Source organism: Acidovorax sp. LjRoot194 (assembly GCF_964253015.1).
Lineage (GTDB): Bacteria > Pseudomonadota > Gammaproteobacteria > Burkholderiales > Burkholderiaceae_C > Acidovorax.
In genome coordinates this window covers 5428056-5439969 of sequence record NZ_CAXUQB020000001.1, presented here as the reverse complement: position 1 = coordinate 5439969, position 11914 = coordinate 5428056, and the positions used below count along the sequence as shown (strand labels likewise).

The following is an 11914-nucleotide window of genomic DNA, read 5'->3' as shown; positions in this document are numbered from 1 at the left end:
AACGCACTGAACGAAGGACTCTCCATGGACGCCGTCTCGCCCACCCTCATCAACCTCATTATCTTCGTGCTGGCCATCTACGTGGGCTACCACGTGGTCTGGACGGTGACGCCCGCGTTGCACACGCCGCTGATGGCGGTGACGAACGCCATCTCGGCCATCGTGATCGTGGGGGCCATGCTGGCCGCCGCGCTCACCGAGACCACGCTGGGCAAGAGCATGGGGGTGCTGGCGGTGGCGCTGGCGGCGGTCAACGTATTCGGGGGCTTCCTCGTCACGCGGCGCATGCTGGAGATGTTCAAGAAAAAAGAAAAGAAGGTTGCTGCCCCCAAGGCTGAAGGAGGCCAGGCATGAGCATGAACCTCGTCACGCTGCTGTACCTGGTGGCCAGCGTCTGCTTCATCCAGGCGCTCAAGGGGCTCTCGCATCCCACCACCTCCATCCGCGGCAATGCGTTCGGCATGGCGGGCATGGCGATCGCCATCCTGACCACCGCTGCGCTCATCGTCGAGCTGTCGGGCGGCAAGGCCCAGGGCATGGTGTACGTGCTGGGGGCGCTGGTGGTGGGCGGCGCTGCAGGCGCCTTCATGGCCCAGCGGGTCGAGATGACCAAGATGCCCGAGCTCGTGGCCTTCATGCACAGCATGATCGGCCTGGCCGCCGTGTTCATCGCGGTCGCGGCCGTGGCCGAACCCTGGGCGTTCCAGATCGTGGCCAAGGGCCAGCCCATCCCGGCGGGCAACCGGCTCGAGCTGTTCCTGGGCGCGGCCATCGGTGCCATCACGTTCAGCGGCTCGGTCATCGCGTTCGGCAAGCTGTCGGGCAAGTACAAGTTCCGCCTGTTCCAGGGCGCGCCGGTGCAGTTCGCGGGCCAGCACATGCTTAACCTCGTGCTGGGTCTGGCCACCGTGGGGCTGGGCCTGGTGTTCATGTTCACCGAGAACTGGACGGCCTTCTTCGCCATGCTGGCGCTGTCGTTCGTGCTGGGCGTGCTCATCATCATTCCCATCGGCGGGGCCGACATGCCGGTGGTGGTGTCCATGCTCAACAGCTACTCGGGCTGGGCCGCGGCGGGCATCGGCTTTTCGCTCAACAACAGCATGCTGATCATTGCCGGGTCGCTGGTGGGCAGCTCGGGTGCGATCCTGAGCTACATCATGTGCAAGGCCATGAACCGCTCGTTCTTCAACGTGATCCTGGGCGGCTTCGGCGGCGAGGCGACAAGCGCCGCTTCGGGCGCCAAGGAGCAGCGGCCCGTCAAGACCGGCAGCTCGGACGATGCGGCCTTCGTGCTGGGCAATGCCGAGACCGTGGTCATCGTGCCCGGCTACGGCCTGGCCGTGGCGCGCGCCCAGCATGCGGTCAAGGAGCTGGCCGCCAAGCTCACCGAAAAGGGCATCACCGTCAAGTACGCCATCCACCCCGTGGCGGGCCGCATGCCCGGCCACATGAACGTGCTGCTGGCCGAGGCCGAGGTGCCCTACGACCAGGTGTTCGAGATGGAAGACATCAACGGCGAGTTCGGCCAGGCCGACGTGGCCATCATCCTCGGTGCCAACGACGTGGTGAACCCCGCCGCGCACACCAAGGGCAGCCCCATCTACGGCATGCCCATCCTGGAGGCCTACAAGGCCAAGACGGTGATCGTGAACAAGCGCTCCATGGCCGCGGGCTACGCGGGCCTGGACAACGAACTGTTCTACATGGACAAGACCATGATGGTCTTTGGCGACGCCAAGAAGGTGGTCGAGGACATCGGCAAGGCCATCGAATAGACCCCGCGCGGTTTCCCGCGCCCCTGGCGGCAGGGCGACCCGCAAAGCCCTTTGCGCCTAGGGAAACCACACACCCCCGAAACCCGCACCGGCAGGGACAATGCCGGGGTTTCATTGCATTCAGTTTCAAAAGAGTTTGGAGAGACAGACACCATGACCGACCGCCCCTGGCTGGCCGCCTATCCGCAAGGCGTGCCTGCAGATATCGACCCCTCGCAATACCCGTCCCTCGTGGCGCTCATGGACGAAGCGTTCTCCAAGTACGCCGACCGCGTGGCCTACAGCTTCATGGGCAAGGACGTGACCTATGCCCAGACCGACTCTCTGTCGAGCGCGTTTGCGGCCTACCTGCAGGGCCTGGGCCTGGTCAAGGGCGACCGTGTGGCCATCATGATGCCCAACGTGCCGCAGTACCCCGTCACCGTGGCGGCCATCCTGCGCGCCGGCTTCGTGGTGGTCAACGTGAACCCGCTGTACACCCCGCGCGAGCTGGAGCACCAGCTCAAGGACTCCGGCTCCAAGGCCATCGTCATCATCGAGAACTTTGCGACCACGCTGCAGAACTGCATTGCCAACACCCCCGTCAAGCACGTGGTGCTGTGCGCCATGGGCGACCAGCTGGGCCTGCTCAAGGGCGCGCTGGTCAACTACGTGGTGCGCAACGTCAAGAAGATGGTGCCCGCCTACAACCTGCCTGGTGCCGTGCGCTTCAATGACGCGGTGGCCCAGGGCACGCGCGGCACGCTGAAGAAGCCCGACATCAAGCCCGACGACATCGCACTGCTGCAGTACACCGGTGGCACCACGGGCGTGAGCAAGGGCGCGGTGCTGCTGCAGCGCAACGTGATCGCCAACGTGCTGCAGTCCGAGGCCTGGAACGACCCGGTCATGAAAAAGGTGCCGGCCGGCGAGCAGCCCACCAGCATCTGCGCGCTGCCGCTGTACCACATCTTCGCGTTCACCGTGAACATGATGCTGAGCATGCGCACGGGCGGCAAGACCATCCTGATCCCGAACCCACGCGACCTGCCCGCGGTGCTCAAGGAGCTGTCCAAGCACACGTTCCACAGCTTCCCGGCCGTGAACACGCTGTTCAACGGCCTGGCCAACCACCCGGACTTCAACACCGTCAACTGGAAGAACCTCAAGGTGTCCGTGGGCGGCGGCATGGCCGTGCAGGGCGCCGTGGCCAAGCTGTGGCTGGAGAAGACCGGCTGCCCCATCTGCGAAGGCTACGGCCTGTCGGAGACCAGCCCATCGGCCAGCTGCAACCCGACCACCAGCACCGAGTACACCGGCACCATCGGCGTGCCCATCCCCGGCACCTGGATGAAGCTGCTGGACGACGAAGGCCGCGAGGTCACCACGCTCGGCCAGCCCGGCGAGATCGCCATCAAGGGCCCGCAGGTGATGGCCGGCTACTGGCAGCGCCCGGACGAGACGGCCAAGGTCATGACCGAGGATGGCTACTTCAAGTCCGGCGACATCGGCGTGATGGACGCCCGCGGCTACTTCAAGGTCGTGGACCGCAAGAAGGACATGGTGCTGGTCTCGGGCTTCAACGTGTACCCCAACGAGGTCGAGGACGTGGTCGCGCAGATGCCCGGCGTGCTCGAATGCGCGGTGGTGGGCGTGCCCGACGAGAAGACCGGCGAAGCCGTCAAGCTCGTCATCGTCAAGCGCGACCCCACGCTCACCGAAGCCCAGGTCAAGGAGTTCTGCCGCGCCGAGCTCACCGGCTACAAGCAGCCCCGCGTGATCGAGTTCCGCACCGAGCTGCCCAAGACCCCCGTGGGCAAGATCCTGCGACGCGAGCTGCGCGACAAGAAGTGACCGTCCCGGTCCCCGCGGCGCAGCCCGGCACGCTGTGGGCCTGGGGTGCCAACCATCTCGGGCAGATGGGGTGCGGCCCGGGCCCTGACCAGTGGACGCCCCAGCCCGTGCCCGGCGTGCCCCAGGTGCGGTCCGTGTGCGCCAACGCATCCGCCGTGCTGGCGCTGGATGGGCAGTGTCGCGTCTGGAGTTGGGGTTGGAACACGGGCGGCATGCTGGGCCGCGGTCGCCCGGCGGACGAGAAAGCCCACTGGCTCCCCACCGCGCTGCGTGACAGGGGCCACCCCGGCATCGCCCCCGCAGGCAACCCGCCCAACACGCCGGGCTTGACCCTCACACCGGCACAAGAGCACTGTGAGAGCGCGGAAGAGGGTGCCGACGGGGGCGCCGACGAGGGCACTGACGCTGCGTTCGACGCGGAGCTGCAGGCCTTCCTGGCCAGCATTCCAGTCCACATCTCGCCTGTGCCCGTGATGGAGGGCGTGTGCACTCCCGGGCTGCTCTCCGGCTTGCCGCCGGTGCGCCAAATCGCAATGGGCAGTGACAACGGTTTTGCCCTGGACGACAACGGTGCCGTCTGGGCCTGGGGCGCTGGCGGGCGCATGGGCACTCCTGTGCCCAAGGGCCTGGCGCTGCCAGAGCCGGCACCAACGCCGGTGCAGGTGGCTGGCTTGCCGCCGGTGCTGGCCATAGTCGCACACCCCACAGGCGACGCCGTGTATGCGCTGGATGCGCAGGGTGTGGTGTGGTCTTGGGGCAATGGATACGAAGGCGAGTTGGACCAGGGAAAGCGGCGCACGGACCCGGTGCCTGCGCCCATCACCGGGCTGGCGCCGGTGCGCTCCATCCACGCGCTGGGCTTTGCCGCCCTGGCGGTTCTGACCGATGGTCGGGTGTTCGGCTGGGGCTCTACCGAAAGCGGGCTTGGTTTTGAAGCCCTGCGCAAGAACACCTGGCGGGTGATGGCACCTGTGCCCGTGGGTGGGTTGCCGGGCCCCGTGCGCAGCGTCTGGGTGGGCCATGGCGTGGCCGTGTATCGGCTGGACGACGGCTCCACCTGGGCTTGCGGCGTGGGGCTGCGCGACATGTACCCTGGCAGCGTCGGAGAGCCGCCCCGCGTGCCGCGCCGCCAAACGGACCTCGACCTGTTCGTGGACTTTTTCCTCGGCGACCGCCATGGCTTCGCGCTGGACGCAGCGGGCGGGGTGCACGGTTTTGGCCGCGTCGAGTCCGGCGCGCTCGGGCAAGGGGAGCATGCGGCCGATGTGCTGCGCGATTGGGCGCCGATCACGCTGCTGCCGCATCCCGTCACCACCATGGCCGCTGCCGGCCACCACAGCCTGGCGGTCTGTGCGGCGGGATAATCGTCCCGTCTCCATGCCCCCAGCGGCCGTCCTTGGCGCGCGTGCTCCCGGCGGTGCTGCCTGCTAGGGCAGCTAGGGCAGCTAGGGTGCCACTGGCGTCCGTCCATCGTTCTTGAGTTCTTCTGTCATTTCTCACACCGCATGACCACCGCCATCCTCAGCGCCCTCCCCGAAGAACAGGCCGGCCTGGTCCACGCGCTCGAGCGTCCCCAGCGCATCACCCACGCTGGCCGCGCGTTCTGGCGCGGTGAACTGCACGGGCGGTCTGTCGTGCTGGCGCTCTCGGGCATCGGCAAGGTGGCGGCGGCCACCACGGCCACGGCGCTCATCGAGCACTTCGGCGTCGCGCGCATCGTGTTCACCGGCGTGGCGGGCGGCCTGGGTGACGGCGTGAACGTGGGCGACGTGGTGGTGGCGCAGAGCTACCTGCAGCACGACATGGACGCATCCCCGTTGTTCCCGCGCTGGGAGCTGCCCGGCTATGCACGCGCGGTGCTGGAGTGCGATGCACCATTGTCTGCTCTGCTTTTGATAGCTGCTCGCGATTGCCTGATGGGCGGTAGCGGCCATTTTTCTTCGCAATCCGAGGTCCGCAGCGTGCACCAGGGCCTGATCGCCAGCGGCGACCGCTTCGTCTCCAGCGCCCAGGAGTCGCAGCGCCTGCGCGACGCCCTGCGCGCCGCCGGCCACCAGGTCCTCGCCGTCGAAATGGAAGGCGCCGCCGTGGCCCAGGTCTGCCTGGACTACAACGTGCCCTTCGCCGCCATGCGCACCATCTCCGACCGCGCCGACGACACCGCCCACGTCGACTTCCCCCAGTTCATCCAAACCGTGGCGAGCCGGTACGCAGAGGGCATCGTCGGCAAGTTGTTGCAGTTGCTATGAAATATCTAGCTACTGGCGCTTTATAGAAAAGCGGTAGAGGGTGTTTTGGCTTAGAAGCTGAGTATTTTCATGAGGGGTGCGCCGCCGCCTCCATCCAGTAGCCTCCGACCCAGCTCACCCAAGACCACAGTTAGCCCGCCCGCAGAAGGTGCCCTAGCGCCGGTACCCCAGCCAGAGCGTAGCGAATGGCGCTCCGCTGACAAAGGGCGCGCCACCAATCACCCCCCGCCCTCAACGCCAGCGCCACCGTGGATCCGGCTTGTATGGTGGAGGTGTTGGGGTGGAGGGCCTGAGTACCGGCTATCGGCTTTGACCGACTGGCAAAGATAGCCCCCACCCCGCCCCTGAGCGTCGATAAGGAACTGAGCCGCACCTCAGCGCCGATCTGTAAGCAAGCTAACGCCTGTGGCGGGATTCCACCCCAACGATCGTCATTGTTCATTGGAGGAATCTCATCATGCAAGTACCCCTTTGTTTCATCGGCGTGGACGTCTCCAAGGCTGAGCTGGTCGTGGCCACCCACGGCCAGGACGCTTGCCTTGCCGTCGCTAACGAGTCCACTGCCATCGTGCAGTGGTTGCACACCCTGCCCCCTGGCGCGCTCCTGGCCATGGAGTCCACCGGCCGCTTTCACCAGCTGCTGGCCACCCTGGCCGCCGGCATGGGTTTGACGGTGTTCGTGCTCAACGCCCGCGATGTGTACTTCTACGCCAAGGGCCTGGGCGCGCGCGGCAAGACCGACCGGGTGGATGCCCGGATCATTGCCCGCTACCTGGCCGAGCACCACGAGCGGCTGCACCCGCACCGTGTCCCCAGCGCCTGTCAGGCCGAACTGGAGCAGTTGCTGGGCCAGCGCTGGACGGCGGTGACCAAGCGCACCGCGCTGCGTCAGTCGCTGCGCGGCTGCAGCACGAGCATCGCGCAGGCGGCCGCGGGGCTGGAGGACGCCTTTGGCACCTTGCTGCACACCATCGATGGGCGCATTACGCAGTTGATCAAAGAGCAAGAGCAGTTGCACCGCGCTCGCACGTTGCTGCAAAGCATCGTGGGCATCGGTCCCCAATCGAGCGCGTTGCTGGTCACCGTGCTCGATCGCGTGGCGTTTTGCAGCTGTGATGCGCTGGTGGCCTACAGCGGGCTGGATCCCCGGGCCCACGACTCTGGGCGTAGCAGGGGGCGCAGGCACTTGTCCAAGCGAGGGAATCCGGCGCTGCGCCACCAGATGTTCATGGCGGCGATGTCGGCGTGCCACACGGTCACGTTTGCGGCGACCTACCAGGCGTTGCGCGCCCGGGGGCTCAAGAGCACCGAGGCTCTGGTCGTGCTGGCGCGCAAGCTGCTGCGCATTGCCTTTGCTGTGTGGCGATCGGGCAAGCCGTTTGATGCTCATCGCATCACCCCAAGCGCTTGACTCGAACCATAGAACCTTCGCCGGTCCACCGGAGGCGTCCCCCCCTAGGGGGGAAGGCGCGCAGCGCCACAGGGGGGCTACTTCAACCAGCCTCGTTTGCGGAAGTACCACATGGGCCCGAGCGCACTCGCCAGCATGAGCCCGATCACATACGGATAGGCCGCCGGCCCCAGCAGCTCCAGCTCAGGGAACTTCATGTTCATGCCGTAGACGCTGGCGATCAGCGTCGGCGGCAGCAGGGCCACGCTGGCCACCGAGAAGATCTTGATGATCTTGTTCTGGTTGATGTTGATGAAACCGACCGTGGCGTCCATCAAGAAGTTGATCTTGTCGAACAGGAACGCCGTGTGGTTGTCCAGCGACTCGATGTCGCGCAGGATCTGGCGGGCCTCTTCGAACTGGTCGGAGTTGAGCATCTTGCTGCGCATCATGAAGCTCACCGCGCGGCGGGTGTCCATCACGTTGCGGCGGATACGCCCGTTCAAGTCTTCCTGGCGCGCGATGGCGCCCAGCACTTCACCAGCCAAGGCGTCGGTCACGTCGCCGGCCAGCACCTGCTTGCTCACCTTTTCGAGCTCGTCATAGATGTTCTCGAGCGTGTCGGCCGAGTATTCGGCGTCGGCGTCGAACAGCTTGAGCAGCACTTCCTTGGCGTCTTCGATCAGCCCCGGTGCACGGCGTGCGCGCATGCGCAGCAGGCGGAACACCGGCACGTCTTCGTCGTGGATGGAAAACAGCACGCCCCGGCTCTTGAGGTTGGCGTTGTGCTGGTTCAGGATGAAGGCCACGCGCACCGAGCGGGGGTCTTCATCGTCGTCGATCAAGAAGTCGCTGCGGATGTGCAGCTCGCCGTTGTCTTCTTCGTAGAAGCGGGCGGATTCCTCGATGTCCTCGTCCATCGCATCCTCGGGGATGGACAGGCCGTAGTGCTGCTTGATCCAGCGCTTTTCTTCGAGGGTGGGGGCTTCCAGGTCCACCCAGATCGGCTGGAAGCGGGTCAGCTCTTCCAGGGATTCGATTTCTTCCTGAACGAGCCGGCCATTGGCGAGCGAAAAGATGTTGAGCATGGGCTCACTCCCTTGTTATGTGGCATCTGCGGCGGTGGGGGGTCATGGGGTGCTTTCAGACCCCACGGCAGCAGGCCGGGGAGCTGAAAGCTACCAACTGGGGTAGGTTTCCAAGGAGCTTTCTCCGTCAATCAGTAAGAAATGGACAAGCGGCGGATTATGGCACCGGACCTTGTGCCTGTCCGGGCCGTGGCGGGGCTGAATGCGTTCGTTGCGCGCTTTGTGTGAGGCGCTGTGCAGCGCCTGTGGGAAGACTCCGTGCAGCACGGCCGAGTTCCCCCGAAGGACGGCCCCCAAGACCGCTTGAATGCCACGCCAGAAAGCTCGCGTCCCTGCAAGGAGGTCGATGACGACGGAGACCCCGAGGGGCGGCGGGGACGCGTCCAGCGGGCCAGGGAGGAACGCTCAGCCGTTCAGGCGGGCCCGCACGGTGGCCAGTGCCCGGCACAGGTCTGCCCAGGCCGCCGCCTTGGGCTCCTGCGAGCGCAGCAAAAAGGCCGGGTCGTACGACACCACCGCCGGGCAGCCCGCCAGCTGGTGCAGCTCGGCGCGCAGACGGCCCAGGGGCTCGGTGCGGCCCAGGGCTGCGCGGGCGGCCACATGGCCCAGCACGAGCACCATGGCGGGCTGCAGCCGGGCCACCGTGTCGGCTAGGGCGTCAGGGATGGCGTCGGTGCCGGGGGCGCCGGCGGCAGAGCGTTCCAGCGCGGCGATGAACACGCGGGGGTGCTTGTGCAACTGCATGGCCCGCAGCATGTTGTCGAGCAGCTTGCCCGCGTCGCCTGCCAGCGGGTCAGTGGGGGTGGTGCTCTCGGTCACGATGAGCCAGCCCGCGCCCAGCTCGGCGGGGGCCTGGGCGGGGTCGGCCTGCGGGTAGAGCGCCTGCGCTGCATGCAGCCGCAGCGCCGGGGCGCCTGCGCCGCCCGGAGACGCCGGGCTGGGCATCGCCGACGCAGGTGCGGGTGCAGCTACAGCCGCACGTGAAGAGACCGGCGCTGCCGTCGGCGCCGCCAAGGGCGGTGCAACGGCTGCAGGCGCGGCCCGCGGGGCTGGCGGCTGCAGTGCCGACGCCTCAGAGGATGGCGCGACGGGTGCAGGCACGGCTGCCGCAGCCCCTGCGCGCGCGGGTGCCGTATCGGCCGCTTCGGACCGGCCCCACACGGTGACGCCCATTTCCTGCAGCATGGCGCGCTGGCGCGCATCGAGGTGAAGACTCATAAGAAGTAAAGGCGCAAGGTGCCCATGTTCATAGCGCAAAGCTCATGACCACCGCGTCTTCGCGTTGGCCGTCGAAGGCGGGGTAGTAGCGCTTGCGTTCGCCCACGCGGCGAAAGCCATAGGCCAGATAGATGCCGTGGGCGCGCAGGTTGCTGGTGCGCACCTCCAGCCACAGCCACTGCGCGCCGCGCCCGCGCGACCACAGGGCCAGCGCATCGAGCAGCACGCGCGCCCAGCCCTGGCGCTGGTATTCGGGCGCGACGGTGATGTTCAGCAGGTGCACTTCGTCCACCCCCAGCATGGCGACAAAGTAGCCCAGCAGGTGGTCGCCGGCCATCAGCACCTGGGCCTGGTAGCCCGAGGCCAGGGCGTCGGTGAAATTGCCGCGCGTCCAGGGGTGGGTGTACGCGCGCGCCTCCACCGCCAGCACGGCGTCCAGCCGCGCGAGCGTGAGGTTTTCAAAGCGCGCCTCCAGCGCGGATGTAGGGGGGGTGGGCAGGGCGCTCATGGTGGCGTGGTGGTCGGGGTGGCCGCCACGCGCTCTGCAGCGCGTTCGGCCGTGGTTTTTGCCACTTTATCGCGGATGTAGCGCGGCAGGGCATCGCTGGCGGGCACCGCGCCGCCAGCGGCCAGCAGGGCAGGGGCCAGGCGCAGCAGGGCGGCGGCGGTGGGCAGGGCCGCGACGTGCGGTGCGCCTGGTGCCAGGCGCTCGCCGTAGGGGGCCCGGGCGTTGCCCGCCACGGTCCAGCCAGGCGGGGCCTGCACGGTTTCGGGCGCGCCCAGGCCGAAGTCGGCGTCGGCGTGCCAGCGGCCTTCGGCGGCCAGCCACTCGCAGCGGGCGTGGTAGACCTCGTCCATGCGCGCATCCAGCACGGCCACCACCTGGGTGCAGCCGTGCTGCGCCCGGGCCTCCTCGGCCACAGCCAGCAGTGTGTCCACCGGCAGCACCGGAATCCCCTGGCCGCCGCGTGCGCCAAAGGCCAGCCCCTGGGCCACGGCACACGCCGTGCGCAGGCCAGTGAACGAGCCCGGCCCGCGGCTGAAGACCAGCGCGTCCAGCGTGTCGAACGTCAGGCCCGCCTGCGCCAGCAGGCTGCGAACGGCAGGGATCAGCGTGGCCGAGGCCTGCGGGCCGCCCGGACCGTGGTGCAGCCACACGGCATCGCCGTGCTGCACGGCGATGGAGATGACGTCGGTGCTGGTGTCGAAAGCAAGCAAATTCATGGAGCTGGGGCCGGTCGCGCGAGGGGATAAAAATCGGGTTACGGGGCCGTTCGGCCCGGTGCGGAAGCAGTGGAGGGTACCGGTGAGGCCGCCGCCGCTGGCGGGGCCCGGCGCAGCACCCCCAGCAGGATACCCCCGGTCACCAGCAGCAGCCCGGTCACCAGGTTCCAGTGCAGGGGCTCGCCCAGGAACATCACCGCGCCGATGGCCGACAGCCCCGGCACCAACGCCGTGATCATCGTCGAGCGCACCGGGCCGAAGTGCTGGATCATGCGCGTGAAGGCAATGCCCGAGATCACCACCGAGCCCCCGCCCTGGAACGCCAGCTGGAACAGGATCTCGCTCCACGGCGCCTGTGCCAAGCGGCTGGCGACCGCGCCCAGGCCCACCAGCAGCGCATACGACGGCACGTACACCAGGCAGGCAAAGGCGGTGATGGCGATGGTGGCCTGCACTGCGTCCACCGCGTGGCGCCGCGCCATCACGCTGTAGGCGGCCCAGCAGGCAGCGGCGGACATGAACAGCAGGTCGCCCTTCCAGACGTCTCCGCCCGCAAAGGCGGCCAGCAGGCTGCTGCCACCCACCAGCAGGTCGCCTGCCACGATCAGCGCGAGCCCCGCGGCGCGCTGCGGCGTGATGCGGTCGCGCAGCACCACGGCGGCCAGCAGGGCCGTCCACAGCGGCAGGCTGCCGGGCATGAGCACCGCCGCATGCGTGGCCGGTGCGTGGAAGAAGCCCGCATACGCCAGCATGGCGTACAGCAGCCCGCCCAGCGTGCCCAGCAGTACCGTGGTGCGCAGGGGCAGGGGGGAGATGCTCGCGAGGCTCGATGGTGGTGCTGCGCTGCCCAGAGCGGCTTTGCGCCGCCGTACCATCCACCAGCCCCAGGGCAGCAGGATCAGGCTGGCGCCCGCGATGCGCAGGAGAGCGATGTCGAAGGGTGTGAGGGTGCGCTGTGCCGACGCTCGGGCGATGACGATGAAGCCCGTCCAGATGGTGACCGTCACGACAGCCGCCAGCAGGCCCATGGCACGGGGAGAAAAGCGCATGGTGGGGATTATCCGGCGGCGCGGGCCCGGGCCAGGTTCAGCCCACGGCGCGTGTGCCGCCGGTCAGCGCATCCGACCGTCGCCCCAG

11 protein-coding genes are annotated in these 11914 nt (G+C 67.8%); 6 read left to right on the top strand and 5 right to left on the bottom strand.

Going from position 1 to position 11914, the window contains the following annotated elements; genetic code table 11:
• The first annotated feature begins 24 nt into the window (after positions 1–24).
• The 6 genes from ACSQ3N_RS24635 to ACSQ3N_RS24610 all read left to right on the top strand — a co-directional run bounded on the left by ACSQ3N_RS24635 (position 25) and on the right by ACSQ3N_RS24610 (position 7268).
• Positions 25–354, top strand: a complete 330-nt coding sequence (locus tag ACSQ3N_RS24635; protein WP_056170836.1) for an NAD(P) transhydrogenase subunit alpha — start codon at positions 25–27, stop codon at positions 352–354.
• The gene (locus ACSQ3N_RS24630) at positions 351–1775 is read left to right on the top strand and encodes an NAD(P)(+) transhydrogenase (Re/Si-specific) subunit beta (protein ID WP_056170832.1); all 1425 of its coding nucleotides are present in this window, start codon (positions 351–353) and stop codon (positions 1773–1775) included. Before ACSQ3N_RS24635 ends, ACSQ3N_RS24630 begins: the two co-directional genes overlap by 4 nt.
• A 153-nt stretch (positions 1776–1928) precedes the next feature.
• Positions 1929–3608: a long-chain-fatty-acid--CoA ligase gene (locus ACSQ3N_RS24625; RefSeq protein WP_056170830.1), complete on the top strand. Its 1680-nt coding sequence runs from the start codon at positions 1929–1931 to the stop codon at positions 3606–3608.
• Positions 3605–4972 (top strand): RCC1 domain-containing protein, encoded by a 1368-nt coding sequence (locus ACSQ3N_RS24620; protein ID WP_436147719.1) that lies wholly within the window; start codon positions 3605–3607, stop codon positions 4970–4972. Before ACSQ3N_RS24625 ends, ACSQ3N_RS24620 begins: the two co-directional genes overlap by 4 nt.
• Positions 4973–5113: 141 nt before the next feature.
• On the top strand, positions 5114–5857 hold the full coding sequence (locus ACSQ3N_RS24615; RefSeq protein ID WP_056170825.1) for a 5'-methylthioadenosine/adenosylhomocysteine nucleosidase: 744 nt from the start codon (positions 5114–5116) through the stop codon (positions 5855–5857).
• A gap of 457 nt (positions 5858–6314) precedes the next feature.
• Complete coding sequence (locus ACSQ3N_RS24610; RefSeq protein WP_436147515.1) at positions 6315–7268, top strand: IS110 family transposase; 954 nt, start codon at positions 6315–6317, stop codon at positions 7266–7268.
• Between the two features lie 77 nt (positions 7269–7345).
• On the opposite strand, the gene corA is transcribed toward ACSQ3N_RS24610, so the two are convergent.
• The 5 genes from corA to ACSQ3N_RS24585 all read right to left on the bottom strand — a co-directional run bounded on the left by corA (position 7346) and on the right by ACSQ3N_RS24585 (position 11826).
• On the bottom strand, positions 7346–8335 hold the full coding sequence (corA, locus tag ACSQ3N_RS24605; RefSeq protein WP_056166718.1) for a magnesium/cobalt transporter CorA: 990 nt from the start codon (positions 8333–8335) through the stop codon (positions 7346–7348).
• A gap of 405 nt (positions 8336–8740) precedes the next feature.
• Positions 8741–9553, bottom strand: coding sequence for a uracil-DNA glycosylase family protein (locus ACSQ3N_RS24600; protein WP_436147718.1), 813 nt, complete (start codon positions 9551–9553; stop codon positions 8741–8743).
• 28 nt (positions 9554–9581) lie between these two features.
• Positions 9582–10061 (bottom strand): ribosomal protein S18-alanine N-acetyltransferase, encoded by a 480-nt coding sequence (gene rimI, locus ACSQ3N_RS24595; RefSeq protein ID WP_436147717.1) that lies wholly within the window; start codon positions 10059–10061, stop codon positions 9582–9584.
• The gene (tsaB, locus tag ACSQ3N_RS24590) at positions 10058–10777 is read right to left on the bottom strand and encodes a tRNA (adenosine(37)-N6)-threonylcarbamoyltransferase complex dimerization subunit type 1 TsaB (RefSeq protein ID WP_056166729.1); all 720 of its coding nucleotides are present in this window, start codon (positions 10775–10777) and stop codon (positions 10058–10060) included. The genes rimI and tsaB overlap by 4 nt, the downstream gene beginning before the upstream one ends.
• 38 nt (positions 10778–10815) lie before the next feature.
• Complete coding sequence (locus ACSQ3N_RS24585; protein ID WP_436147716.1) at positions 10816–11826, bottom strand: DMT family transporter; 1011 nt, start codon at positions 11824–11826, stop codon at positions 10816–10818.
• Positions 11827–11914: the final 88 nt, after the last annotated feature.